Here is a 24,648-nt window from a genome sequence, read left to right on the forward strand (position 1 = left end):
GGCGCCGGGGGTGGTAGGCACGTTGCAGCCACTGGCTGAATCCTCGATGAGGACTGACAGCCGGACATCAGCAGTAGCAAGCTGGTCACGCAGGCGAGCCTGGTTGCGCTGGGCATCGGATAATTCCTTGGAGTGTTGTTGGTCCTGGCTGTAGAGCTGCTGCTCCAGTGCTAGGCGCTTGCTCTGCTCGACGCGGGCTTTATCGGAAGCGGCACGGCTGATCGAGGCCAGGTCATCCTTGTGAAGGCCGGCCTGCTCCGCCAGCCTTTCGCCCAGGCGCCAGTCCTGAACCTGCCACGCGCCACCAAAGCCGATGGCCAGCGCCAGCAGGATTGCCAGCCCCAGGCCGATCAGCTTCTGTACCGGCGTCATCACGGTACATCCTTGAAGAAGACATGGTGACCCAGGCGCAGTGTCTGCTTGGCCTTCGATGCCCAGGCTGGGGGCTTCGGCATGGTGGTTGCGTAGTAGTGCGTGGCGCCGCCGGTTGGATCCGGTACCGCGCCCGAGATCACCTGGTCAGCAGCACGCTGTGCCTGGGCAAACTGCGCGGCCGGGATATGCTTGGCACCGCTCAGGTAGGCGTAGTTCGGGTCGTTCTGGTTCCAGCAACTGAACTGCCAGGGCTTCAGGCACACACCGGAGAAGCCCTCCCCCCACCACGACTTGGCCTTGCCGTCGAACACACGGTTGCGGATGGTCCAGGCCACCGCGATCTGGCCGGTCAGCCCCTCGCCGCGGGCTTCGCCCCACAGCGTACGCGCCAGGATATCTCGGTCTTTTTCGGTAGTGGTCATGCTTTTCTCCAGGCGTTAAAAAGCCCGCTCATTGGCGGGCTGTTATTTTTCGGCAGTGGTCGTTGGCGGCTGCATGTCTACCCTGGGCATTTCAAGTCGCACATCGATCCAGCTATTCAGAGGCACATCAATGGGCGCCCCCCGGCCCGGCACCATCTCCCCGTCCTCAGTGAGCGTCCATCGCTGCTTGAACAGGCGCACTACGACCGTGCCATCCTCATCTTGGTGGCTTTCAGTGAGCCCCAGCATTCGACCGCCGTCAGGGGAGCTCGGATCATGGGTGCGCCACCCCTCAAGCGCCAGCCCAAGGCTACCCGACAGTTTGTACTCGCCCAAACTGATGCGTTCTACTGTGATCCCCCTAGCCTCATCATTGGCCACACCCCATTCTCCGGCTGGCTCAAACGATTGCTCTTGAAGGTCTCGGCGCTCACTTTGCGATACGTTTGCGATTCGAACGATGGGTGATGCTGCTGACAAAGCGCCGCCCGAACCGCGAGTGGTGTTCCCGGTGTGATACACCTCTTGAGCAGCACCAAATGTCCCTGCATTTCCGAGAGCGCAGCGAAAAAGCATTCGATTGCTGGAAAAGCCCATCGGGAAATAGAGCTGCGCCTCGTATGTAGCGTTGTAGGGGATCCGGATCATCCCTGCGTATGATACTCCAGAGGATGAAGGCCCCTCTCCTACTTGATAGAACCCTCCGCCCTGCCCGTTGCCAGGAGAATCATAGCCAGAAGCTCCAGGTGCGACCGGCGTAGAAACACCAGAAGGGTTTTTGAGGACCAATGCCGATGCATCAAGATTGGCTGCCGAACCCAATAAATTGGTCCTAGCATAGAGTTCTTGCGTCATTGCGTTTATCTTTACCGCACCACTGCGAGTCGTGTCGCCGCCAGCACCTGTTGGAGCTACACCTATATTTATTTCTTGCCGTGCCATTCTCGACTCCTTAAATAATTTGTTTCGCAAATACGACGGGGTTATACAAAGTGGTTGACAGGTCTACCCCAACAGCCTGAATTAGAAGCCGGTCATTGTTGTATTCCCATATCGCGTACATATTTCCTTGGCGAGAAGTTAGTCCAGCAACATCCATGGCGATGTTATTTAGCAGCATGTAGTCACCGCCGGCCAAACTAGATGGGGCCGTCCATGAGAGGCGTGACTGCCCCTGCCCAGTGGACACTGACCCCAGGTAAGTCCAGCTTGTGATGGTTCTGGTGAACTGAGCACAAGGAGTTCCGTTATCAAAGAGAAGCTTTCCGTTCGCATCCCACAATCTGAACCCGAAACTGGCGGCCGGCTCGGACTTGAACGCGGCTGCAAACCACTTTCCGGATGTAGCCTGACCAACAACCCCCACAAAGGAGAAACCGGTCCAGGCCCCAGCTGAGCCGCGCACCAAACAGAAGCAGAACCAATTGGACTGATCAGGCCGAACAAATACCAGTGGAGGCTCATCTGTCGTGATGGGTTTTGCAAAGTTCACCACGACGCCCGATCCTGTACCGCTCCAAGTTCCTTTATCCAGCGTTGACAGCCTTGAGAATTCAGAGTCGATGACTACAACATCCGACCCGTTCTTAAACATCATTCCATAAGACATTACCTGTACCTCATCACAAGTAACCTTTGAGTTGATGTTCCCAGCGGCCCACTCGCGCTTTGCCTATTACCGAACCAAACCCGGACAACGCCATTTAATATTTCTGGAATAAATCCAATCGCGCTATAGAACTGCCCACCTGTGTCATAAGGCGCAATGGGTACGCAAACCGCCGAATACTTTGTCGGCTCGACGCCAGGAACCGAGATATCAACGTATCTACCGGCACTCTTTGGCACCAAGGCCGAATACGTGACCCCCACGGTAAATGAGGTCTCATCAAGCTCCAGTACTCCAGTAGGACCCCACACCCTCGCGCCGAAACTCATGCGTTAAGATCTCCCCACTGATAGCGCTTAATTCCGCCGGCATCGAATATCTTGCCGCCAGCATTGTTTATTACTTGGCGAGCCTGCCCAGTTCCCAGTGAGCTATTGATTTCAAAAGTCCCGTCGAAGAACAGCTTCCAGCCTGTCTTGCCTGGGTCATAGTTGTTCGACTGGATGTAGTTACCGATCTTGGCGTTTGTGATTGTGCCGTCCTGGATGAACGCTGACTTGATGAAGGTCTGCCCGCCCTGGACTGCGAACGGAACCGATCCGGCCTGGCCGATGGCGAACCTGTCCGCGTCGATGATGAACTGCGACTGCAGCCCGCCTGGACCGTTTTCCAGGCCAAGCCCGATACCGGCGTACTTGTAGAGTCCGGTGGCGGTTTCGTACTGCATCCGCACCGACCAGTTCGCCGTGACTTTGCCGTCGACCGTTTGAATGGCCGTGGCGTTGGTCTGGATTGCGAGAGTATTGCCGCCAACCGTCGTTTGAACCGTGTCGATACGCTGGCCAAGCGCCTGATCAGCATTCGTCCTCGCAGTGATTTCCCCCTGGACTGCTGCGGCATTGCTTGCTGTCTGTGCCGTGACGGTATCAATCCGTGTAGAGAGAGCTCCATCGGCGTTGATACGCGCGGTTTGCTCGGAGACAACCGCAGCGGCGTTTGTGGCAACCTTCACTTCCACTGTGTCGGTTCGCTGCCCCTGCACCAGGTCTCCCTCGATCAGGGCGGACTGAACGGACCAAACGCCAACGTGGCTTTCGTCAGAGCCGATCAGCGCAGTGCCATCACCCTGAAGCGGTGGATTGACCTGCAAGTAGATGCCGTCGACCCGCTGCGCCGTGGTTGTGACCTTGCCGTCGAGCGTGGTTACCGTGGCCTTGAGGGTGCTTAACCCGCTGGCCGTGGCGTTAACGCCGGTGACTGGGTCGTTGACCGTCACCTTCACCGCATTGAGCTGTTGCGCTTGGGCGGTGATGTCCTGGCCGTGTTGGTTGATCGTCGCCGAGTTCTGCTGAACCTGCGTTACCAGGGCATTCACCGTCTGCGTTACCGTGCCGATGTCGGTCCAGTAGGTAGCGTTCGGCGGCGGATTGTTCGCCGGTACCGGGCCATTAGCCTGATACAGGTGCTGCCCCATGCGCACGATATCGTTAAGCGCGTACGCCTTCGCAGGGTCGTACTCAAGCGCGTCGACGATCTGGTCAATCAGCCCTTCCAGCTCATCCTTGGCCGCTTCGATGCGCCCATTGACCGAGCCAGGGCCGTTGCCGTCGATAAGGTTGATGCGTTCGTTGAGCAGTTGCCCCAGGGACGTCTCGTCGATCTGCCCCTTGATCTGCTCAAGGACCGGCCCAGCATCCGAGCTGGCCTGGCCCATCACCCCATTCACCACTGGATAGAACGGACCAATATTGCCGGTACGGTCCACCAGGCGCGCCCAGAAGAAAAATGTCGCGCCCGCCAGCAGAGACTGCATACGGTAGTCGGCCTGCGGGTATGCCAGGTCGGCCAGCTTCGTCGCGGCCTGCAGGTTGTTCGCCGGACCGTACCAAAGCTCGGTGCGCTGGGTGTCCTCGGCGCCAGCAGGAAAGCCCCACTTGATGCCGATGCCGAACAGCTCGCTGGTGGTGGTCAGGAACGACACAGCCGGCGGCAGGCCCGTCTTGCCTTCAAGATTGGTCAGGCCGGAGCTTTTCCAGATCGACGAGATCTCGAATGCGCTCACTGCACGCACCCGGGCCAGGTAGGCGCCCGAGTAAATGCCAGTGACGTCGACGCTCGTTGAGCCAGTACGCTGCACCTTGATCCAGTTGCCGTTGTCCTTACGCCACTCCACGTCATAAGCGACGGCACCAGTTACGGCAGGCCACGAGATGTTCATGGTGCTGATCGCGATGCCCTGGTTCACCGCGTAGCTCGACGTCAGCGTGACGCTGGCCGGCGGCGGTACCACGGTGATTGGTATAACGCTAATGGGGCGCTCTTCCAGGCGAGCGCCGGTATCGATGTGCGCGAACTTGCTCGGGTCGTACTGAACGGCCGAGATTTCGAACACGCCAGGCTCTGGCCTGGCCACGCTGACCACCCGGTAAAGCGGGACGGCCAGGTCATCAGCATCCAGCGCCCACACGAGTTCTGGCTCAGGCACAACGGAATAAGCCACGGTAACGGTGACTTGTCGGCCGCTGACCATTTGCACGGTGCGCCCCTCGCACTTGCCGTCTGGCAGGTTGAGGATCAGCCGGTCGCCGGGCTTGGCCTGGGTGTCGCGGTCCAGCTTGATGACCTTGCCATTTACCGCCGAGATACGTCCGCCGATAGCTCGGCCCGCAAGCAGTTCGTCAGCAATTGGGATCACGTAGCCAGGCAGCGGGATACGGCCATCCAACCCGACCTTGAACGTTACGGCCCGGTCCTTGGAGTTGGTCAGCAGCGCCCACTTACCGCGGCGCTGGGCCTCCGATTCGCGGGTGCAGCCGATAGCGCTGATCTCTAGCGGGTTATCGCCGTAGCGCCGCTGCAGCTTCTGGTCAGTCACTGCGGTGACGTCGGTGTCGTAGTTGTTCAGCGGGTTGTCGTAGCTGACCAGCGCCCGGGTGTAACGTGTGCGCTCAGACGCGCTCGAGTAGGTGAACTTGCCGTCGAGGACGTTGGCCCGGGTATAGGCGAAGTCGAAGTCCGTTGCCCGCGGCATATCCGAGAGAGTGAACACCTGGCCCTGGGCCCAATAGGTCATGCCTCGGTAGATCGCCGAGATGTCACGCAGAAGTGACCAGGCGTCTGCTTTGCTTTGCAGATTCAAGCTGCAGATGAAGCGCGGCTCCTGGCCACCCTTCCCGTCCGGCACCAGCTGGTCGCAGTATTGCGAGATCCGGTACAGCTCCCACTTGTCCACCATCCACGGCTTAATGCGACGGCCCAGGCCGAAACGGTCGGCGGTGGTTATGTCGTAGGTCATCCAGACAGGGTTGTCGGTCCAGGCCTGCTTGAAGGTGCCGTCCCAAACGCCACTGTACGAGCGCGACACAGGGTCGTAGTTGCTCGGCACCTGCATTTTTTTCAGCTTGGTCTCGACCGTCACGGCCGGGATGCTGCGGAACTGCTCGGCGGAGAACTCTATGTAGAGCAGCGCCGTGTTTGGGTAGCGGATCTTCGCGTCGATCACCTCGGTAAATCCGGCAATCTGCATGGTGTCCGAAATTTTGTTGTTGTTCTGGTTTGGTGTGATGCGGGTGATTCGCATCAACCAGCCGGTCGTGGCTTTGGGTAAATCGATACGGCGAGTGCGCTCGTACACGCTGGTGGTCTTGCCATCGACAGCCTCGCTCAGCACCGGCTGATAGGCGCCCCCATCAGTGGCCAGCTCAACCTTGTATTCAATTCGGTACCCGTTGATGTTGCCCCCGGCATCCACAGACTGGAGCGCCGGCCACGCGAAGCGTACGCGCACAGCGGAAAGCTGAGTGTTGTTGATCGCCCTAACCCATGGGGTGCCGCTCCGTAGTTCGGTGCTGATGGTGGTCTCGTTCTCGACCGATGGGATTCCCTGGATATAAGTCTGGTCCACGGCCCCGGTGCGCCACTCCCACTTCACATTTGGGAAGTTCATATTGCCCTGGGGGTCTTGCAGCGGAGTGTTGTCGAGGTAGATGTCCCTGGCGGTCGGAGTGCCTTCGAATTCACCCTCGCCCACGGCGATCAGCATTTTGGCAACGGCAACCGAGCGCAGACTGTCCGGGGCTTCTGTCGGCGTTTTTGGTTTCTCTTCGCCGCCCTTGGCGCCGTGGATGTCGAACTTGCGTGCTGCGCCCATGCTTTTCTCCAGGCAATAAAAAACCGCGATATCGCGGCTTCGGTTAACCTCAAATTTTTCTGGCAAGGAGCCAATATGATGAAGCTCAAAAACGCTTTGATGCTGGTAGCGGCGATATCAGCTACAGGCTGTGGGACCGTCAACACTACTTTCCGAGACGACACCGTCGCGAGCAATAAGCTGGCTCGTTGGAGTTCGAGCTGCGATTCGGTACCTAGAATCTATAGCGGTGCCGTTTTTGATTACTGCACACTCGATGCAGCGCCACGTAAGAGCACCGGCTTTGACGGACACCCATCTGCGTCATTAATTTTGCTAGATATGGGACTGTCTGGAATTGCAGACACCCTCATTTTGCCCTACACAATTTATCTACAGAGCAAGCACGGAGACATAGAAAAGGCGCGATTCGAATAGTTGCACACGCTCTAACTTCCGGTGACCAGTAGCTTGCTCCGGTCATTGCTACATCTGGTCCTCGGCGTAGATGGCAGCGCTAATGATCGCCCCGCCCACCCGGCGCTTGCCGTAGCACAGCGGTACCGGATTACCCGATGCCGTGGTGTTCTTGGCGCTACCGAAGGCGTAGCCAGGGGTATTCTCTGGAGCCGCGCTGGTCTTCAAGCCACCGGCCTGAGGGCTAAGCATCTGGATTACGCCTCCAGCGACCATCCCGATGCCGCCAGCGATCAGAGCGGCGCCTACAGGTGAGGCAAGGCCAAATGACATGCCGCTCACCACTACACCAGCAACGATCATCACTGCACCGACAATGGTTTGAAGCAGTCCGGCCCGTTTGCTGCCCGTGATCACGGGAGCGATACGAATATCTCCAGTACCTTCGTAGCAAAGTTCTTTTTCTTCAAGATTATTTTTTCCCCGAAAGACAGCGAACTCCAACCCTCTCGACTTTGCGTTGGAGATAAAACGCTCAAAGCCAGGGATTTGTACGCAAAGCGCCTTGATCGCCTCTGCCGGAGTCCGCACTGAAAGCCGAAAAGAGCGTCCGAATTGCCGGAGCTGCCCATACAGCAAGATCGTAGTCATTGGTTGATATTCGATAGCGAGTGCGGCCATTACTTTTCTCCAAGTGTAAAAAAGCCGCCTCGTGGGCGGCATTTAATTTCGCGATAAAATATTTATATGCAAGCTTTGGCGGCATCCTTCCAGCCAGCCGTTCCAGCCCAGTCCATTGGGAGAAATACCTTTACCAGCGAACCACTTGAAGACTTATCTACAACTGCGAGCGCGACAACACCGGTGAAAGCTGTCGATGCGGAAAGCTTGTAGCCACTCTCCGTTTCTATGGAGCCAGTTGACGGGTTGAATTCCTGCCATTTAGGACCAAGGCAGCGAGCATACTGCTGTGGTGTCTTCTGCGACTGCGCGGAAAACGAAGGAGCCCCCTGCTGCACTCCAGATGTCGAGCACCCCGCCAGCATCGCCACCGCTACCGCCGCTATCAAAATCCGCATGTCGTTCCCTCGCTCTCAAAGTTGCGACTGTATCATTGGATCACTGAATTCAAGAGCACCTGCTACGATGCCACTCAATCAATGCATCATCTGGGGAGAATTGGAGGTTGGGAATACATCGCTTTTACCATGCAGACCGCTGGCAAGGGTTGACTGAGGGCCAGACGATCGAACTTGATAGCCGAGGGCTTTCAAGGTTTGGCTCTATCTACTGGGATGCCATCTGCACCAAGCCATTTGACAGTTTGACCGACGCGGAGCAGCGAGAGTTTCTGTTGGAACAAACAAGATCATTGCCGGTTTTCAGCGAGCATCGCTGCTCTCGATTTCAATCAATGTTCGGGGCGCTTTCAATTGAAGATGCAAAACGGTTTGTGGACACGATCCTGCCAAGACCGGAACGGGTACCAATCTATGAGGTTTTTGCATCGTCATTTTGCACGCTTGATATGAATTGGCTTGATTATGCCTCTGATGTTGATACCAGCATCCAGAACCGACGAAATTATTGGTATGCCGAGATATCCAATCACAACCCCGAAACAGGAGATAGAAAGCTCCCATTGCTGGAGGTGCTAATGCAGCTGCCAGTCAGAGTCGGAAAGCTCGTCGCGTGGGCCTGAACCTGGCCAGGCATCCAGTGTGGATGGAATGCCAGTAACTGGGCCATAGCTTGGCGTAGTAGCGTTATGCCTCACTCGAATCAAGGAGGACTTGAGCAAATGATCGAAATAAACAAGCGCCGCGCAGATAAAATCAAACAAGCAACGGAAGATCTTCCTCGCAATCCTGATAGTGCTCACTCAGCGCGAGAGGTGATTGATCAGGAGCTTCATGGCACCAAATTACCCGCAGAGTATGTTCGGGATACTCTCATCCCTGCAGCACACCCCGGTGATGATGAACCTCCAGCAGATATTGACCATCAGGGCTTACGCGATCTGATTGATAGCATAAGGCAGTCTGATGATGCGGACCTTTCCGACGTCGCGGACCTGTGGGATCTTGAGAGAGATATCAGGCCGAATAAATAGTAGGGATTACCCAGTCCTTCGCCCGCAAGCCCAAGGACTGGGGTTGTGCCAATATCGGCGCGGTTGTGAACTAGGAGGTTGACATGGCATTTCAAATAACAGGCGCTACTATCGGTGCTGATGGGAGGTTGCTCGTTTCACTTGAAAACAAGCAAACCGGATCGAAAACGCAAGTATGGGTGAAGCCTACGAGCCCTATTTCCGAACTGACACTTTCAGAAATCGAGAAGCTGGCAAAAGCAGTCGCTGCTGACGAGCATTCCTGCTAACGCAGTGAATGGGGCTGCTGCTCAAAAAACTTCTGCAGCAGCGCCTCATCAGCTACAACCCTTTGGCTCGACTCTTCATTGAGTCGAGTGTTCAACTCTTCAATTTGGCGCTTTAGGCCTTGTACTTCTTCCGCAAGTTTTTCGTAGTTACTGCTCATCTCGGTCTCCTTCGGCCATGCCGCGTCATGTAGGTTCTTTTGCGTCTTTGTGCCTGAGAATCAGGCGAGTCCGGTCATGCCAGGGGCCGCCGAAGACAATAATTTCCGACGGCCTGCCGTACAAGTGGTGCAGCAGGAACGGGCCGGGGCCAAAGGCGCCTGACTCTTCGCCAGGTAGCGCAGGATCGGCACCCAGGTAGATACCAGCGTGGTTCGGGTGAGCTGTCCGGCCAACCTGCATAACGATCATGTCACCACGCTGCAGTCGGTCGACGCGCACAAATCCGGCGGCCTCGTAGTTCGCCTCGTACAGGCTGGCGTTCTCCGCACTCTCCCACCAGCCATCGACGCGCTGAAACGCTTCGAACTCAAGCCCCCACTCGCGAAAGTACCAATCTGCGCAGACTTGCCAGCAGTCCCAGGCGCCGTGCACAAACGGACGCTTGAGCAGCGGCGTGCTACCCGTGGGCGTAATCGTTCGCAGGTCGCCCTCGGGCCAACTCAGAATATGCCAGGGTAGCGCCGTGGCCTCGCACATGGCCAAGTCATGCGGTGACGGCCGGCTGGTGGCGTCCGGGTGGGAGTGGACGATGCCGATCACCTCGCCCAGGTCTTCCGCAGCAGCGTAGTCCTCTGGATCAAGCCTGAACTCTTCGTTCGGCTCCGTGGCGATGTTCCGGCACGGGAAGTACTTCTGTGCGCGCCCGACTACCAGTAGCAGGCCGCAGCATTCTTTCGGGTACTCGGTGGCAGCGTGCGCCTGGATGGCTGCGATGATGTGCTTGCGCATGCTCAACTCCTGGCGATCAAGCTGACGGCGGGGAATCCACCAAAACTGAGCTCGTTGTTCTCGCCAAAGCGCAACTTGCAGGACGACAGGCAGCCCTTGCACTGGTCAAGTGCCGGGTCATCTGTGGGATTGTCTTCGTCGTCGAACATGGCTGCCCCGGTATAGCCGCAGTCCGGCCCTCGGTAACCGTTGGTCATGGCCCAGTGGCAGAACGTTGTCATTTGCCTGCCTGGCAAACCGTGGTTATCGATCTCGCCCGGGGAGGACAGTTCCCAGACCACCGCCTCACCGTCTTCGCTGGTTTTCTGATCGATGTACCAGATCTCCAGCGCCTCCTGAGTCGGATCTGCAGTTGGGTTACCTTCTGGAAAGTTCACCGCATCCAAGTATTGGGCCAGGGTTTCTCGAACCGTCAGCTTAAACTTCAGCAGGTCCTCGAATGCCAGGCACAGGGCAGTCACGCGGCCATTGATGTTGCCGGCGGCGAACGTCGGGCGAGAGGCGGTGCCGTCACTACTGGAAGAAATCCCCTCGATCTGAACCGGCCAGGCCGCGTACTCGGCACCCTGCCACCAAATCGACTTGGCCGGCAGATCCGCTTCCGAGCCTTCATACGCCAGCAGTTCCTCCGGCGTATGTGGGATAGCGTGACCGTGAAAGCGGAGGTAATCGGCTCCGTACTCGGTCCCGTCAATTTCGAACAGGCGAATTTCGCCGCCGGGCTCCAGCTTCTGGATGTCCGTGATCAGTGCCATGGGTAGGTCTCAGGGATGAAAGGTTTGTTCGAAGGTGGCGGTGATGGCGTAGACCTGGCCGCCGCGGTGCACTGGCTTGTAGCCGTTGCACTTGTAGAGTCCAAGATCACCCAGGGGCGGCTCCCATAGGAAACCCCGCGCCCCTTTGTGCCGATCCAAGAACGCCATGATGTCTTTGATACGCGGCTTCAAGCCAGTGAAGGTCACCGGCCAGGATTGCGTCCGGTTGTTGATCCCATCCTCGACCGACTGCTCGTAACCGTCGCCGAATTTCTTGGAGCGGACGCGCTGGGCAATATCGCCCTCCGCGCCCTTCTCCGTCGCCCAGGTGAATCGTTCGATAGCCATCAGCGCCCCTTGATTGCTTTGTTGATGACGCCGCCCTGGCGCATGTCCTTCGAGCGCAGCTCTTGATACTTCTGCTCTACAAAGGTCGCCAGTTCCTTGCCGAACAAGTCGTAGCCAGGTGCGTCTGCACTCGACGAGGCGTTGCCGTCGCCATCGATGTGCACCTCGACGTTGATCTGCGTGCCCCCAGATCCACCGCCGCCCATAGCCATAACGCCCAGCTTGCCGCTTGATGTCCGGGTTAGGGGCATGATTGCCTCTTCACCAGCCTCACCCATTACGCCGGTTTTGCCGTTGGCCATGCCGAACGCCGTGGGCTTGCTAACGATGGAGTTGGTGAAGGCGCCGCCATCGGCGAACATCTGTACGCCGCCCGACCAGGCGCCGCCATTGGCCTGGGTCACGCCGGACCACCCCGCCAGTACATCATGGCTGTACCCTGCCGCTGTAGAGCCAGCTGACGTGGTAGCCCCGCCGCCAAAGTACGATCCCGCCGCAGAAATACCCATTCCCACCAAGGAACCAAGGAGGCCCGATGCTGCCTGCCGAGTAGCAATCCTCGCCATATCCGCCAGAATCGACTTGGTGAAGTCAGCGAACGACATCTTCCCGGTCATGGCGAAGTTGACGATTGAGTCCTCCATCGAACTGAACGCGTTGCCGAACAGGCTTTTGGTCTGCCCTGCCACGTTCTGCGCCGAATCTAGGTAGTTGGCCCAGGCCGATGTCGCGCCCTTCGTCCAGTCGCCCTGCGCTGCCTCCACATCCGCATAGTTCTGCCGGATCTGGTCAGTGGCGGCCTTGTTCGCGTCTGCGAGCGCCTGCGACTTACGCTTGAACTCTTCCTCCGACATGTTCCGCGACGGGTCGGATCGCTGGTTTTCCAGTTCCAGCGACTGTTGAGCAAACCTGTCTTGCTGGCTGTTCAACTGCCCACTCAGTGCGTTCTGCCGGTCACCCTGGCCAACGCCGAGCACCGCACGCTGGCCGGCGAGTTCCAGGGCCCGCTGTTGTTGCCCCAGTGCCTGCACGTACGAGCTGATCGCCCGCTCCTGCTTGGCAAGCCGCCCGCTCTCATTGATCGCCAGCACTTCAAGCTGGCTGTCGGCATCCTTCTGCGCCTTGACCATACCTGCGCGCGCGTCAGCGATCTTCTGGTCCAGCTGGATGCTTTGCGCGGCCGAGGTTGTCTTCTTGCCCTTGGCGGCTTCCAGTGCCGCAATTTCGGCCTCGTAAGCCGCCGTCACCTGGTCGCGTTCGTTGCCGATTAGCGCTTGGCGTCGAACCAGATAGTCTTCCTCAGACAGCAGGCCAGCCTTCTGCGCCGCCTCCAGTTCCTTCTGGTAATTTTTGTAGGTGTCAGTGATCGCCGCCAGGTCGTTTTTGGCGTTGTTGAAGCTGGTAAGGTTGACCGGCGAAGATCCGCCTGTTTTCGACTCCTTGAACTTGTCACGAGTCTGTTTTTCTAGAGCCGCTTCATCCGCAGCGGTGAATGCGTAGCCTGCCCGTCGCGCAGCAGCGATACGCCTTTGGTTTTCCTCAAGCGCCTTCGTCAGCTTCGTGGACTTTGATGCTGTGGCGTCTAGATTATTTTGCAGGGCTTCATAGGCCTTAGTGCCCTCCTGCATATCCTGAGCCTGGAACATTTCCCGGCGCGCTTTTGTCTGGTCATCCACCTCCTTCTGCAGCAGGGCGGTGATGTCGCCCTGGGCGCCTGACTCGCCGCGACTGAGCATCATCATGTCGGGGTTGTCGCCCAGAATCATCGGATTCGATTGGGCATTGCGCAGCGTATTTAGGCGATCTGCAAGCTTGTCGAACTTTTGATCGAATGTCTCTTCGCGCCCGATATCAAGTATTGCGTCCCAGGCGCCCTTGGCTGCGCCCTTAACGGAGTTCCACGCGCTTTCTACTGTGCCCAAGTTGCTGGTGATGGTATCGGCACGCAGAATCAAAGCGTCGGCGTATGAGCTCTCCGCCAACTGCTGGGCGCCGAGGGTGTCGCCTTGTTCTTGCAACGCCCGAATCTGGGTGTACACGGCAGCAGTGAGAAAGTTGTACTTGTCATTGAGCGCAACGACAGCCTTCACCGGGTCATCTGCCAGCCTGGCGAACTCATCGACGGTTTCTGATGCCGCTTTGCCGGTGGCCTTCTCAAACGACAAAGCAGCAACTGCAATATGTTCGAAACTACTGCTCACGATCCTACCGGAGCCCGCAAGTTGTGCCAAAACCGCCGCTGCCGCCCCGGTAGTGCCAATGGTGTCGCTGACCTGGCGCGCCATGCCTCCTAGCGATGAGGATGTTGCTCCTGCGTAATTGCCGGTTAGGATCAACGACTTGTTATAGCGATCCTGCTCCTCGCTACCCTTGTAGTACGCAACAGCTAGGCCACCAATGGCGGCAGCCACCAGCCCGATAGGCGCAGCCAGGGCCAACATACTGCCCATAGAGGCGCCCGCCCCCACTCCAATCTGAGCTATGGCCCGTGCACCACTACCCCAATCACCAGTAGACAGGGCGTTCCCGAGTTGAACGACATTTTCCTGTGCCTGACGCGTGCCTAGCTTCAGCTTGTCGAAACCAGTGGTGGTTTTTTCGAGCTTGGCGTAATCCTTGTCAATTTTACCCAGAGCAGAGTTGTACTGATCCTGGCTGATCCGACCCTCGTCAAGGTGCTTACCCAGTTGCTCTACCTGGGTATCGAGCTTGGCGAGTGCCGCGCGAGCCGGGTCAATCGCCCCCAGCAGGCTGTTCAACGCCTTCTGCTCATCCATCGCAGACTTGGCCAGGGCGATCTGCTGCTTATCGAGCTGAGCCGAGATCTTCGCCGCCTCGGCCTCACCGTAGGCGCCGGTCTTGGTCAGCTTGGCAAGCGCGTCACGCTGCTTTGCCAGGTCCTGGGTGGTTTTGGCGCTGGTGGACAGCGACTTTTCCAGCGCCTGCATTTCGTTCATCAGCGAAACGGCGGACTGCTCGGCCCGGCCGCCGGCCTTCGCCATTTCATCCAGGCTGGTTTTGGCCTGAATCGCATCGGCCGAGTCGATCTTGACGCCGAGTTCTGCAATGTTCATCGACTCACCTTGAATAAATGCCCGTGGTTACGGGCTGTTTTCCCTTTCCTCCGCCATAACGCGCAGGGCTTCGCCTTCCAGGACTTGAAGGTCAGGGAAGATTTCAGCGAGTTTCTTTTTCTTGATGCCGAGGAACCCGGCTACGTCGCGGATGCTGCTGTAGTCGAGACCGATAACGCCGCTGGAGCCTGCTCGCCACTGAGTAGACATGCGGTTGAACAAGAGGAAGGACGGCCAGTTGCAGGGCCAGACTTCGACCTCTTCCTCATCGAGGTCGGCAGCCGTCAGCCCGAGAGCAGCCAACTGCTCAGCAGATTGGCCGCTTGCGTACATCGCGCTGGCTGCCGCCTTCAGTTTCCCAGGCGAGCCTGACTGAACGCGCCCTGATAAGCGTTAACAACCGCTTCGGCGGTGCCGTAACAGGACTTAACAAGGGCGTTGATGCTTTTGTCGTCGAACTTGTCATCGAAACCCCAACCAACAACTAGATCCTTGATCTGCTGCACCTGAAGCTCGGTCTCGGCCGCGACGACATCGGACAGTGTGGTCGCCTCACCGAAGCTCTCGCGCATCTCCTTTCCCTTTGCGCTCCAATCGTCGAACAGCGCGGCAAGACCTGGGCGATCCCGATATTTGAAGGTGAACTCGATTTTCTCGGGCTCCTCGCCAACAATTGGAATCAACACAAATGCCTTAAATGTAGGGTTCTGGGCGATTCTGATCTTTGCCATGAGAACTCCTTATGCCCCGGCCAGGTAGCGAAGCGAGCGGGCCGAAAGACCAATGCTGATGGTCCGCGTCATGACGTTGTTGCGTTCCATAGTCGGGTCAGGAGTGATACTCACGTAACCCGGGTAGAGGATCTGGTCGCCGTTACGGAGTTTCATGCGGACAACTGCCAGTTCCTTGGTGTCATCGTAGCCCTCGACGGTTTCGACGTACTGGGCCGTTGGCTGGTCCTCCACCACGATGGTGATGGTGGTGGGGTTACGGTTCGTTGGAAACTGCTTGTCGTCGTCATCTTCCAGGTAGCCGACAGTTTGATACTGCTGCTCGCCGCCGGAGGATGTGAACGATGTGACCTTCGAGATTTGCGTCCAGCCGGACACAGGAATCACTGAGCCGCCACCTGCGCCGACGGTGTACTTGTCGGTGTTGGTGGTGTTGAGGCCAGCCAAGGAAAAGGCATCGGCAGTAACCCCAGATGCTTTTACAGCGCGATCATTAATCAGCGCCCATCCAGAGTTGAGCAGCAAGACATCGCCCATTTCAATGCTGTGCCCAACGGACGCAGCACTGGCGGTTTCGCATTGGTCAAGGCGGTGAACGGTACAGCAGATCCCAAGACGCTGGCGATCTCCAGCACAGCGCCGTTCGGCAGCGGGAAGCGTGCGGCCATGGTGTATTTCCTCTTGAGTGCCCGCCTGACGGCGGTAGGTTATGCCCCAGCGGGCGGTTGGTCTGCGACACCCAGATAGGTGAAGCTGGCCGGGACCGTGTAGGTCGCCGACTCTGTGATGGTTGGCCCCTGATCTAACGGCTCGGTGATCAAGCCTTCGAACCCATTGCGGGTCAGCGGCGTGTCGACACGAAACAGCTGCGTCAGTTGATCAATAAGCGTCTCAGCAGTGGCCATGGCCTGGGCCGAAGGGCAAACGATGCTGACCTGGTAAACGCCGGCGTACTCGTATGCATCCCCTTCTAGGTATCGGCAGATGGTGCTGGCCGGCAGCTGGTAGGCTCGCAGGTACGTTTCCGAGGCACTTGGTGTAAAAGGCTGGTTTGCGTAGGCCACTCGTATCGGGCGCGCAGCCGCCCATGCGGCCAGCTTCGTTTCGATGGCCTGACGGGCGCGTGCGTGACTCATACCTGATTGTTCCTGATGGCCTCCAGCACGATCTGCTGAAAGCGCGCCACGGTTACCCGGACCATGCCGCCGGGGGCCTGGGTGGAATGGCCGAACTCCAGCGGGATGGCATAGGGCAAGTTGTTGATGATGTAGGCCATTTGGCCGGCGGTGAAGTCACTCATTGCCGCGACCAGAGCAGCGACTGTCTCGGCACCGCTGGGGTCTACCTCGTCGAAGGTGACGTTTTCGACCACGCCGAGCGAGATGTGCCAGTTCGCACGGAAACGACCACCGACATAGCCTTCAGGCGCCTTTATGTCCATGCCGTCGTTGAGCTTGCGGCCCTTCTTGAGCCTGCCGCCCTTCGTGAGGTTGGCCGGGTCGCTGCGCAACGCGCTGTTGTGATCGTCAACGGCCTTGTTGTACTGGGTCGCCACGGCGTTCTGCGCCCAGAGCTCCGGGTTACCCACGGGAGACATCCGTATCAGGCTGCTGCCGACCTCGATGATGATTTCACGCACGCTGGCATCGATGGCTTCACCGGTCTGAGCGGCGAACTCGGCCAGGCTCAGGGCGAAGCTGCCTGATTGTCCGGCGCCTGCCCGGCTCATGACCGCACCTGCAACTCATATAGGATCGGCGTACCGGCCGGGTTGACCTCTTTCAGCGGGGGCACGATTGACCAGGTGCATCCTTGAGCGACCACTTTGTCGAGCAGGCCCGGCACCCACGCCAATCCCTGCGCGGCGATCTTGAGCTTCTTGTCGCCCTGCCGGATGAGGCTGTTGTTCTGGAATTCTTGGCCAGTGAATTCGAGCAGGATGCCTTGGGCGGCTTGCTCGATGGTTGCGCCTGGTGCTTCGCCGCCCGTCTTCGGATCGTACTCGCCCGGCTCGCTCTTGCTGATAGTCACGGGCTGGCCGAACTCTGTGATCATCTCCAGAGCCATCACGGCCATTTCGTCATAAAATGCCATGATCCACCTGCCTAGAATTGAAATTAGAAAGATGCATACCGAACTGTTAGATGCCGCTCACAAGCTTAAGCAGGCCGTGCAAAGCGGCTGCGGCACTGTTAATGCCAAAAAAGTTACAGCCGCCCATGCGCTAGCTAAAGCGCTTTCCGAGCAGCATCCTGTAATCGCCGGCCTCGCCGCTCAAATCATGGACGATTGCTTCCCAAGGGACAGAAATCCTAACGTAAATCTGGAGAAGCTGGAGTCTGTTACGCAGGCACTCTGCTTTAAGGACGGAGGTCGTGCCTTGTCTTGGTATACCGGAGAGAAACTTAGTGACGACATGGGGCTTTAGGCTCTAACTGCAAAAAGGCCCCGCTTGGTTAGATAATCAGCAAACTGCGTAGCGCTCGGCCGATCAGGCGCCGCCGGCAAAAGTCGGTTGCTGGTGGATGGGATCGCCGCATACTGCCGCGTTACCGCCCCTTCAACGCGGTCAAGCAGAACCGCACCTTTGCGCTTCTCCACCGGGTCGATGTCGTCCTGATGGATCTCGGCGGCCAGAGCCATCTGCCCGTACTGAATGCGCGCCGGCAGATAGTTGTTCGGCTTGATCTCCTGATCCAGCAGCACTTCCCGGCGAGGCCAGGACAAGGCCTGCTCGCTGCTGGTCTTACGCCCTTTCCAGGTCATGCCATCCATCGCCAAGGCGGCCCGGCGCAGCAACGCTTCCTGCTCCGGGACGCCTGCAGGGATGACCGTACCGAATTTCACGGCATACCGGCCAAGGTCTTCAGCGCTTGCGTAGCTTTCGGCGTCAGGCTTGCCGGTGCCGTCCTCAATGATGAGTGTCATGCGTCAACTCGCTGGAATGGTTTGAGATTGGCTACCGCGCAACCGGTAGCCAGCATTATCAGGTCTTGGCCAGCTCAGCGACGAGCTTTTCCAGGGATTCTTTCGAGGCGTTGGCCCGATACTGGACCCTGGCTTCGTCGAGCGTTGCTTTCAGCGCAGCGATTTCGCCAACTTCATCAGGCAGTGGCGTGATCGAGGCTTTCTTCAGTGCCTCGATCTCTTCGCGCAGTGTGTCGACAGTCAGGGCCAGGCCGTCACGCTCAGTGGTCAGCTCTCCAACTGAAGTGTGGATGGTGCCCAGCACTTCAAACAAGCGCAATGCCAGTGCACCAGCCTCTGGACGGTGGATTTCGCCAGCTTCCAGGCCGTCGACCAGCAGAACCATGGCGTCACTCTCGCCTTGCAGATCGGCAAGCAGCTTGGACAGTTCAACAGATGCGATCGCCTGTGTGCCGACAGCAACAGGCGCCGGCAACTCGACAACCTCAACATCGACACCGGCATCTTCGTACGCCTTGACGATCTCGGGATAGTCACCTACCACGGTCACTGCGGTCGCATCGCGCTCAACGCTACGGAATAGCCCTGGGACGCGGTAGCGCTTGCCCGGCTCAAAGCCATCAAGCTGGTTTGTATAAACGAGTTCCATCGAAATCTCCGTAGCGGCCATTGCTGGCCGCTTCCTGGGGCGGTTATCAGCCGCCAACCGGTGGGGTGGCGGTGAGGTTGATCATTACGCCGGCCGTAACCTTGTTGCTGTCCGAGTGCTTGACCCAGTTCGCAGCAGAGCCGACGGCAGCCAAGGTTGGGTTGGTGCCACCGGTGGACTCCTTCCAGCTGTAACCCAGCACGTCGATGTTGACGGTGCCCTCTGCGCGGTAACCGATAGCCAGGTTTTCCTCGTCGTTCACGTCGTACGAACGGAAGCCCGGGGCCTGGGACTCGGTGATGACCACGGCGTTCGGCAGCAGGCCGAAGATCGCATCCACCGGCGCCTTGTCGGTCACCAGTACCGGCTTGCCAAGGGTGCCAGGCAGGCCGCCGTAGATCACTACGCCAGCTTCTTCGTAAACCTTGTTCGCAATCGCTTCATCAACGATGTCGAAGTAGGCCGAAGAGTGCATGACCCACAGCGCAATACGGCCGAACTTGTCGCCGAATTTGCGCATACCGCGGGTCAAGGTCTTCTTTCCGTCGGTTTCGATGTTGGCCGACACCACCATTGCGGCGTTTGAGCCGATGGCAGCCTTGAGAGCGCCGGTGGCGTACTCGATGAAGCCCTCGATAGTCGCATCAGCTACGTCGGCGCCGATGATCTGGGAGAACTCATCTACTGCACGACCGCGACGCTTGAACGCCTCTTCGGTGGTCTGGTACGGGCCGTATTTCCACGGAGCCTTGACGCCTACAGCTTCGCCGGCGCCGATTTTTTTCGCGGTGACCTTGCCGTCGGAATTGACATCGCGGTGTTCCAGACCGCCGCCGAGCTTGTAGAAAGCACGCTTGCGAAAGTCGCCTTGGATCAGTTCGTTGTCGAGGACGATCGCACCGTTGGACGAGGCGTTGAACACGTCCAGGTTATCCTGGATGCGCTCCAGGTAAGCAGTTTGCGCCTCATCGTTGTAGATGATCAGGTCGCTGTTGACAGTTGTAGCCATGGGTCTTTCCCCTTACTTGGGCAATGCGAGATATGCGGTTTGGCCGTGCTTGCGCTGGAAATCGCGCTTTTGCTCGGAGGTCATTTCGGAGCGCTTGGATGCAGCCTGGCCGCCGCCCCCGCCCGGGGCATGTGTCCCTGAAGCCCTTGGCCACAGGTGGGGTGCGCTTTCGCGCAAAGACTCGGCCCATTCGAGCGGAGTCAGAGGGGTCTTGCCGTCTTTACCGAGGATGGTCTGGCCATTCTCGTCAACAGCGACCGCTTCGCCCTCTTCGTTCAGTGAGAACACGCCTTTGGCGCGCAAGATGATGTCGTCGGTTGCTTCCGGCAATGCGCCGGCTTTCAGTGCTGCACCGCGCACCGAGTCGCCCAGGACTTTGCCCTGGAACTTGGCGGCGAAGGCTTCAGCCTTCTCAGCGCGACCAGCGAGCGTCTTCAGTTGCTTGTCGTGCTCGCCACGCAGGCGCTCGGTGCGCTTATTGAATACCTCGTCCACCTTGCCCTCGGTCAGCAGCTTGGTTTCTTCGTCCTGGCCCGCCCGACTGAGCAGACCTTTGACGGCGTCGATGTCGATGCCTTCAAACTGGGTTTCGAACTGAGTCAGCTTGCCGGAGGTTTCCTTCAGCTTACCCAGCAGCTCCGAGTTCTTGGTTTTCAATCCGGAAACGGATGCTTCAACGGCAGTCGCGATAGCGGCCTTGATTGCCGGGTTTTCCAGGTCGATTTCGTTTTCGTCTGCCACGGTGATGCACCCCTTGGGTATGTTTTGCCCGCTTTGCAGGCATAAAAGAGCCCCACGAATGCGGGGCTAGAAAATGGCGAATGGCCCTACCGAGACGTGTCGATCTGGGTAGAATTGCGGCAACCGCAAAATTACTAATGGAGTAGTACTGAGAAAATGAAACGAGAAACGATCAAGCAATTCACTCGTAAGGGCTATGTCAAATTCGGAGGAATCATCACTCTCGTCGCCAGCATCGCGACAATTTACGCAGCGGTTCATGATTCAGGCCCAGAGCACAATCCGGGCTTCCTCGGGCGCTGGGAAAGCAACTACCAACACCCAGTCCCGGGTGGGACTGTCGCCTTCAACGGCGTCACTGAATATTTCCGTAACGGCCGATACAACGTGAATGGCACCCTCAAGTTCTCAGTCAGCACTCTCGATAAGCCGGCGTCATCTGTAGTGCTCGCAAATGGATCAGGCACTTGGTCGGCCGACAGTGATCTTCTGACCTTTACACTGACAGGCATGCACTTCGAACCATCGAGCTTTAAAAGTGGGGAGCTAGAAATGCCGATAGCACTCCTAGAGAAGCTGAGCGGCTATTCACTTCCGGATATCAATAAGCAATATGTTCCTGGGAGCTCAGATGAGTACAAGATCCTTTCTCAGGAGCGACAACGAATCGTGCTTCAAGGAAAGGATCCGTTCGGTGATCCATTCACAGTTGTCAGTTCAAGACGTTAGTAAGCCGGTCCGGCAGGTTAAAGAACGCCTGCCAACTCAAAAGCCAGCGGTTCCAGACTCTTCATCTGCACCAGGGTCAGCGGCGCAAAGTTGCGATCAAGCTGCAGCTCGGCGAAACGCTCCACGGTCAAGCCACCCTCACGAAATAACTTGGCCCGGACTGGACCAATGGCGACGTCCTGAAATGAAGCGGGCTGCTGCTGTAGCCAGTGGTAGTAATCCAGATCGGCACTGACCTGCTGGCCGCCATTGGCGCCTACTGAGGCACGGGTAGCGCCCTTGGCGAACATGGCACTGAGCTTGGTCAGCAGGATGAAGGTCGTACGGCAATTCGGGTGGAATGGAGGCCTCGGCCCGGAATCCACCGGAAACTTGCGCTTATCCATCGAGCGGCATTGCTGGCTTGTCTTGCTGTCCAGCGTCGCCACCATCTGGATTTCTTCGACGATATCCGTGTTGGCCTTTGCCACCTCCATACGAGCCTGGGACGACACATGCTGAATAGCGGTGTGCACCACCGTGCTGGCATTGCGGTTGGTGGTGGCCAGGATGCCGTCTTTGTACCCTGCTGCTTTGGTGCCGCGAATGTTGCGGATAATCTGGAAGTTCGTCTGCCCTTCAAAGAAGCCCTGCCGGATCGTGCCCGTAACGCGCTCACGCTCCGCACTGGTCCAGCCCTTAATGAACGCCTTAAGCAGCTTTCCGCCACCGGTGCCGCGCACACTGAGCGGGTTCGTCAGCACTGCGGTACGGATTGAAGCGGCCGTCGGTGCCACGACGTCGAGCGACACGCCAACCGGCGCCGACCTTGCAAGGCTGGTCGCCTCGAACTCAGCCTCGTAGTTGGCGATGTCCGCCAGGTCGAGGTTCAGCTGCGCGCTGTACCGGTCGAAAATGCCCAGCAGCAGGCTATCCACCTCCTTCAGCAACGCCTCCAGGCGCTTGACGTTGTACTCGGTCAGGTCCGACTGAGTGAGCCGGTCACGGATCGAGCGATCAATCTCCTTGAGGAAGGGGGCGAACTTGCCCACCTCCCCAGCCTTGAGCTTTTCGAGAAAGACAGCGTGCCGGATGGTTGCGTCAAGGATTGCTTGGTTCGCTGCCATCTACTCTGTCCTCGTCGTCCAGGCCCAGGCCATCGCCCTGCTCTTTTAGCTCGCCGTCGATCTGTTGGTCGGTGCGCTCTGGCGCGATCAGCCCCAGCTTGCGCAGATACGCCCGAAGATCCGCCTTCGCGAACCCGCCGTTCTGCCACAAACCAACCAACGCCGTGATCATCTGCGGATCGGCCGTCAGTTCCACGAACTCTTGATTGACCTGGTAGGCTACCTTCTTGTCGGCAACGCCCATGTAGGCGCAGCACCACATGATTGCCCGGGTGTAGGCCTCGCTGACGTTGGCCACGCAGCCAGCCAGCACCGAAGTCGAAGCCGACTGATCGCCGCGGGACTCCGTAGCGGTCTTGGTAGCAAGTGACGCAACCACCATCCGGGCGCCCAGCTCGATCATCATCTGGTTCTTGTCGTTCATTGCCTCCCTGACCAGAGTGTTCGGCAGCGGTTGCGAGTATTCGAAGCGGCTACCCACCGGCAGAAGCATCGGCGCCCTTGAACCGACGTAGATGCCATGCTTCTCCATCCAGTCGCGCCAGTGCTCGTCCAGGCCTGTGATCGACGGCTGAGCCTGCCCGCACCAGAACACACTGTCCTCATAGTCAGCACTGTTCCGGAAATGGCCCAGGTTGATCATGGCGATGTCGTAGAGCGGTGACTCATCAATGCTCGGGTCATTGTTCTGCGCACCGACGAAGGTGAACGGTATCTCCTTGAGGCGACCGGTTACGCCTTCGGGCTTGAACTCTTCGATGACCGCCAGCGGTCCTCCGCCTTTCGGACCGGATCGACGCCAGACCCGGCACACAAAGCCGTCGTCCTCCAGCGCAAGCTCCCGGTACTGCTCAGCCGTCTTGTAGCCAAATCCGTCAGGAATCTCCGGAGATTCGCGCAGCACCACCAGCGTCAGCACGCTATGGCCGTTCACCATGCCCGTGCGCCAGTTGATGATGTCTTCAGCGCAGTAGGACAAGATCACCGAATGCCCGCCGATGCCGTCGTCTTGGTGATAGTCGACGTAAAGACCGTGGCGGCCAGCTTCAAGCACCTTCTCAAGCGCGCCCTGTGAGTGCTGGTAAATGCTCACCCCGGATCCGTTGGCATTGTCCTGCAGGTATTCAAGTTTCTTGGGGACCGTCAGCGTCGGGTCTTTGTGGAAGGCCAGGCCCAGCAGCCCGTTACGGGTGTGCCCGGTGGCGTTCTTGAACACTGCCCGCTCTCGATAAGCCCGGTTCCGGTCTTCGTTCTCCGGAGACTTGTCGTGCGCGTTGATGTACGGGAGTCGATCGACAACCCGGTGCTGACCGGCGCAGACATCGCGGACGGTTGCCCAGCGGTCCAGCACTGCCGTGTATTCCGCCCGCTTAAAGGAGACGTCGTTGCTCATCGGGCGTATCCCATTTTGATAGCGGTGACCGGTTTGATGATCGGGTACTCGCGGTGGATGAAGTAGCCGCCGGCGTCGTTCGCGTGATCGATGCCGGCGGTTTTGTCTGGCTCCCCGTTTGCGCCCCACACCTGCTGCTCTAGGCCATCGGCATAGGTCGGACAGGTGAACGGGTTGACCAGGTAGCGGCGCTCGCCCTGCGCATTGCAGAAGACGGCGTTCATTGCGTTGATTCGGTCCTTCACCGGCGGGTTTGCCGCTGGAGCGATGACCGCGAACCCGGCCTGCTTGAGCATGGCAAGGTCGGTGATGCTTGCGTTCACAGACTTGCGCGAATCGCCAGAGGCATCCGGGTAGATCCTGATCTCGCATGTCTTCTTGAAGTCGTTGCCGTCGTGCTGCCAGTAGCGCTCTTTGATGCGGCGGATCATGTCGGGCGTGTCGTAGCCGTCGATAAGCTCATCCACCGCCCTGGGCAACCCCTGGTCGCGCTTGACGTGGGTAATCGCCGCCATCTTGCCAACGTTGAAGTCCATCCCGATGAACAGAGGCTCGCCGGGCTGCACGGTGTCGAAGCATCCGTTGAGCTTGCGGTCGTAGGCCGTGTATATCGTGCCGGACGTCAGGTTGACGAACTGGCCTTTGAGGTACCCCACGATCAGCTGCGGAAAATACAACCAAACACAGACAGACAATGCACTCAACACGCCAAGTTCATAGCGCTATCGAACGTGCTGGCCTGCACCAGCACGTACAGCTCTAGTCAAGACATCTTCTGGCGTGATCACTGCACGAGATGCAGCACGAGCCAAGTGACTCACTCACGCGTCTAGATGGCGCAACATACACTCATGCATCACACCACAGTCTGACTACACCGGGCAGACAGCACACACCAAGGCA

At 58.3% G+C, this 24,648-nt stretch carries 31 protein-coding genes and 1 pseudogene; 6 read left to right on the forward strand and 26 right to left on the reverse strand.

Annotated elements, in window-relative coordinates:
- The 5 genes from BMH52_RS23330 to BMH52_RS23355 form a co-directional block, all read right to left on the reverse strand.
- Positions 1 to 372, reverse strand: a 372-nt coding sequence (locus tag BMH52_RS23330) for a lysis system i-spanin subunit Rz (RefSeq protein WP_073845185.1), incomplete at its 3' end; no start/stop codon positions are given.
- A complete protein-coding gene (locus tag BMH52_RS23335) occupies positions 372 to 797 on the reverse strand; it encodes a cell wall hydrolase (RefSeq protein ID WP_073845187.1) in 426 nt (141 codons plus the stop codon). The genes BMH52_RS23330 and BMH52_RS23335, both read right to left, overlap by 1 nt.
- Before the next feature lie 42 nt (positions 798 to 839).
- On the reverse strand, positions 840 to 1,739 hold the full coding sequence (locus BMH52_RS23340) for a hypothetical protein (RefSeq protein ID WP_143192547.1): 900 nt from the start codon (positions 1,737 to 1,739) through the stop codon (positions 840 to 842).
- A gap of 10 nt (positions 1,740 to 1,749) precedes the next feature.
- On the reverse strand, positions 1,750 to 2,406 hold the full coding sequence (locus tag BMH52_RS23345; RefSeq protein WP_073845190.1) for a hypothetical protein: 657 nt from the start codon (positions 2,404 to 2,406) through the stop codon (positions 1,750 to 1,752).
- Positions 2,407 to 2,731: 325 nt separating this feature from the next.
- Entirely contained in the window at positions 2,732 to 6,556 is a 3,825-nt protein-coding gene (locus BMH52_RS23355; protein WP_073845194.1) for a DUF1983 domain-containing protein, read from the reverse strand.
- Between the two features lie 75 nt (positions 6,557 to 6,631).
- Between BMH52_RS23355 and BMH52_RS23360 the strand changes: the two genes are divergently transcribed.
- Positions 6,632 to 6,973 carry a YceK/YidQ family lipoprotein gene (locus tag BMH52_RS23360; protein WP_073845196.1) on the forward strand — a complete coding sequence of 114 codons (342 nt, stop codon included), beginning with the start codon at positions 6,632 to 6,634 and terminating at the stop codon, positions 6,971 to 6,973.
- Between the two features lie 48 nt (positions 6,974 to 7,021).
- Here BMH52_RS23360 and BMH52_RS23365 read toward each other — a convergent pair whose 3' ends face one another.
- Positions 7,022 to 7,633: a tail assembly protein gene (locus BMH52_RS23365; protein ID WP_073845198.1), complete on the reverse strand. Its 612-nt coding sequence runs from the start codon at positions 7,631 to 7,633 to the stop codon at positions 7,022 to 7,024.
- A gap of 62 nt (positions 7,634 to 7,695) precedes the next feature.
- A complete protein-coding gene (locus BMH52_RS23370) occupies positions 7,696 to 8,031 on the reverse strand; it encodes a lipoprotein (RefSeq protein ID WP_073845200.1) in 336 nt (111 codons plus the stop codon).
- A gap of 107 nt (positions 8,032 to 8,138) precedes the next feature.
- Between BMH52_RS23370 and BMH52_RS29020 the strand changes: the two genes are divergently transcribed.
- The 3 genes from BMH52_RS29020 to BMH52_RS23380 all read left to right on the forward strand — a co-directional run bounded on the left by BMH52_RS29020 (position 8,139) and on the right by BMH52_RS23380 (position 9,334).
- On the forward strand, positions 8,139 to 8,654 hold the full coding sequence (locus tag BMH52_RS29020; RefSeq protein ID WP_143192548.1) for a hypothetical protein: 516 nt from the start codon (positions 8,139 to 8,141) through the stop codon (positions 8,652 to 8,654).
- A 99-nt stretch (positions 8,655 to 8,753) separates the two neighbouring features.
- Positions 8,754 to 9,065, forward strand: coding sequence for a hypothetical protein (locus BMH52_RS23375; protein ID WP_073845202.1), 312 nt, complete (start codon positions 8,754 to 8,756; stop codon positions 9,063 to 9,065).
- Between the two features lie 83 nt (positions 9,066 to 9,148).
- Positions 9,149 to 9,334: a hypothetical protein gene (locus BMH52_RS23380; protein ID WP_073845204.1), complete on the forward strand. Its 186-nt coding sequence runs from the start codon at positions 9,149 to 9,151 to the stop codon at positions 9,332 to 9,334.
- Here BMH52_RS23380 and BMH52_RS29220 read toward each other — a convergent pair.
- Genes BMH52_RS29220 through BMH52_RS23430 form a run of 12 tightly spaced genes read right to left on the reverse strand, consistent with a single transcriptional unit; the run spans position 9,331 to position 17,284 of the window.
- Positions 9,331 to 9,492: a hypothetical protein gene (locus tag BMH52_RS29220; protein WP_158068762.1), complete on the reverse strand. Its 162-nt coding sequence runs from the start codon at positions 9,490 to 9,492 to the stop codon at positions 9,331 to 9,333. The two genes, BMH52_RS23380 and BMH52_RS29220, sit on opposite strands and share 4 nt — an antisense overlap.
- A 25-nt stretch (positions 9,493 to 9,517) precedes the next feature.
- Positions 9,518 to 10,282: a C40 family peptidase gene (locus BMH52_RS23385; protein ID WP_073845206.1), complete on the reverse strand. Its 765-nt coding sequence runs from the start codon at positions 10,280 to 10,282 to the stop codon at positions 9,518 to 9,520.
- Positions 10,283 to 10,284: 2 nt separating this feature from the next.
- On the reverse strand, positions 10,285 to 11,037 hold the full coding sequence (locus tag BMH52_RS23390) for a phage minor tail protein L (protein WP_073845208.1): 753 nt from the start codon (positions 11,035 to 11,037) through the stop codon (positions 10,285 to 10,287).
- A gap of 9 nt (positions 11,038 to 11,046) precedes the next feature.
- Positions 11,047 to 11,385: a phage tail protein gene (locus BMH52_RS23395; protein ID WP_060765028.1), complete on the reverse strand. Its 339-nt coding sequence runs from the start codon at positions 11,383 to 11,385 to the stop codon at positions 11,047 to 11,049.
- Complete coding sequence (locus tag BMH52_RS23400) at positions 11,385 to 14,459, reverse strand: phage tail tape measure protein (protein WP_073845210.1); 3,075 nt, start codon at positions 14,457 to 14,459, stop codon at positions 11,385 to 11,387. The genes BMH52_RS23395 and BMH52_RS23400 overlap by 1 nt, the downstream gene beginning before the upstream one ends.
- Positions 14,460 to 14,486: 27 nt before the next feature.
- Positions 14,487 to 14,792 (reverse strand): DUF1799 domain-containing protein, encoded by a 306-nt coding sequence (locus tag BMH52_RS23405; RefSeq protein WP_073845212.1) that lies wholly within the window; start codon positions 14,790 to 14,792, stop codon positions 14,487 to 14,489.
- 17 nt (positions 14,793 to 14,809) lie between these two features.
- Positions 14,810 to 15,190 carry a phage tail assembly chaperone gene (locus tag BMH52_RS23410; RefSeq protein WP_059398265.1) on the reverse strand — a complete coding sequence of 127 codons (381 nt, stop codon included), beginning with the start codon at positions 15,188 to 15,190 and terminating at the stop codon, positions 14,810 to 14,812.
- Positions 15,191 to 15,199: 9 nt separating this feature from the next.
- Positions 15,200 to 15,727, reverse strand: coding sequence for a phage tail protein (locus BMH52_RS23415; protein WP_256575818.1), 528 nt, complete (start codon positions 15,725 to 15,727; stop codon positions 15,200 to 15,202).
- Positions 15,688 to 15,858, reverse strand: coding sequence for a hypothetical protein (locus BMH52_RS29740; protein WP_256575819.1), 171 nt, complete (start codon positions 15,856 to 15,858; stop codon positions 15,688 to 15,690). Before BMH52_RS29740 ends, BMH52_RS23415 begins: the two co-directional genes overlap by 40 nt.
- Positions 15,859 to 15,897: 39 nt before the next feature.
- A complete protein-coding gene (locus tag BMH52_RS23420; protein WP_073845214.1) occupies positions 15,898 to 16,326 on the reverse strand; it encodes a phage tail terminator-like protein in 429 nt (142 codons plus the stop codon).
- Positions 16,323 to 16,919, reverse strand: coding sequence for a hypothetical protein (locus BMH52_RS23425; RefSeq protein WP_073845216.1), 597 nt, complete (start codon positions 16,917 to 16,919; stop codon positions 16,323 to 16,325). Before BMH52_RS23425 ends, BMH52_RS23420 begins: the two co-directional genes overlap by 4 nt.
- Positions 16,916 to 17,284 (reverse strand): hypothetical protein, encoded by a 369-nt coding sequence (locus tag BMH52_RS23430; RefSeq protein ID WP_073845218.1) that lies wholly within the window; start codon positions 17,282 to 17,284, stop codon positions 16,916 to 16,918. Before BMH52_RS23430 ends, BMH52_RS23425 begins: the two co-directional genes overlap by 4 nt.
- A 31-nt stretch (positions 17,285 to 17,315) precedes the next feature.
- On the opposite strand from BMH52_RS23430, the gene BMH52_RS23435 reads away from it, so the two are divergent.
- Positions 17,316 to 17,618: a hypothetical protein gene (locus BMH52_RS23435; protein ID WP_073845220.1), complete on the forward strand. Its 303-nt coding sequence runs from the start codon at positions 17,316 to 17,318 to the stop codon at positions 17,616 to 17,618.
- On the opposite strand, the gene BMH52_RS23440 is transcribed toward BMH52_RS23435, so the two are convergent.
- From BMH52_RS23440 to BMH52_RS23455, 4 genes are read right to left on the reverse strand one after another with little or no spacing between them, the layout of a single operon-like run.
- Positions 17,615 to 18,118, reverse strand: a complete 504-nt coding sequence (locus BMH52_RS23440) for a DnaT-like ssDNA-binding protein (RefSeq protein ID WP_073845222.1) — start codon at positions 18,116 to 18,118, stop codon at positions 17,615 to 17,617. The genes BMH52_RS23435 and BMH52_RS23440 overlap by 4 nt on opposite strands.
- A gap of 58 nt (positions 18,119 to 18,176) precedes the next feature.
- Positions 18,177 to 18,788 (reverse strand): hypothetical protein, encoded by a 612-nt coding sequence (locus BMH52_RS23445; RefSeq protein ID WP_232103941.1) that lies wholly within the window; start codon positions 18,786 to 18,788, stop codon positions 18,177 to 18,179.
- Between the two features lie 25 nt (positions 18,789 to 18,813).
- Positions 18,814 to 19,776 (reverse strand): major capsid protein, encoded by a 963-nt coding sequence (locus BMH52_RS23450; RefSeq protein ID WP_073845224.1) that lies wholly within the window; start codon positions 19,774 to 19,776, stop codon positions 18,814 to 18,816.
- 12 nt (positions 19,777 to 19,788) lie between these two features.
- A complete protein-coding gene (locus BMH52_RS23455; RefSeq protein WP_073845226.1) occupies positions 19,789 to 20,517 on the reverse strand; it encodes a hypothetical protein in 729 nt (242 codons plus the stop codon).
- Between the two features lie 156 nt (positions 20,518 to 20,673).
- Between BMH52_RS23455 and BMH52_RS23460 the strand changes: the two genes are divergently transcribed.
- Complete coding sequence (locus BMH52_RS23460) at positions 20,674 to 21,246, forward strand: hypothetical protein (RefSeq protein ID WP_060765016.1); 573 nt, start codon at positions 20,674 to 20,676, stop codon at positions 21,244 to 21,246.
- Between the two features lie 17 nt (positions 21,247 to 21,263).
- Here BMH52_RS23460 and BMH52_RS23465 read toward each other — a convergent pair whose 3' ends face one another.
- The 3 genes and pseudogenes from BMH52_RS23465 to BMH52_RS23475 form a co-directional block, all read right to left on the reverse strand.
- Positions 21,264 to 22,352 (reverse strand): minor capsid protein, encoded by a 1,089-nt coding sequence (locus BMH52_RS23465; RefSeq protein ID WP_073845228.1) that lies wholly within the window; start codon positions 22,350 to 22,352, stop codon positions 21,264 to 21,266.
- The gene (locus BMH52_RS23470; protein ID WP_073845230.1) at positions 22,327 to 23,745 is read right to left on the reverse strand and encodes a DUF4055 domain-containing protein; all 1,419 of its coding nucleotides are present in this window, start codon (positions 23,743 to 23,745) and stop codon (positions 22,327 to 22,329) included. Before BMH52_RS23470 ends, BMH52_RS23465 begins: the two co-directional genes overlap by 26 nt.
- Positions 23,742 to 24,505, reverse strand: a pseudogene (locus tag BMH52_RS23475) (terminase); the annotation flags it as partial. The gene BMH52_RS23470 and the pseudogene BMH52_RS23475, both read right to left, overlap by 4 nt.
- Between the last annotated feature and the right edge of the window lie 143 nt (positions 24,506 to 24,648).

It is taken from the genome of Pseudomonas sp. BTN1 (assembly GCF_001907715.1).
GTDB lineage: Bacteria > Pseudomonadota > Gammaproteobacteria > Pseudomonadales > Pseudomonadaceae > Aquipseudomonas > Aquipseudomonas paracarnis.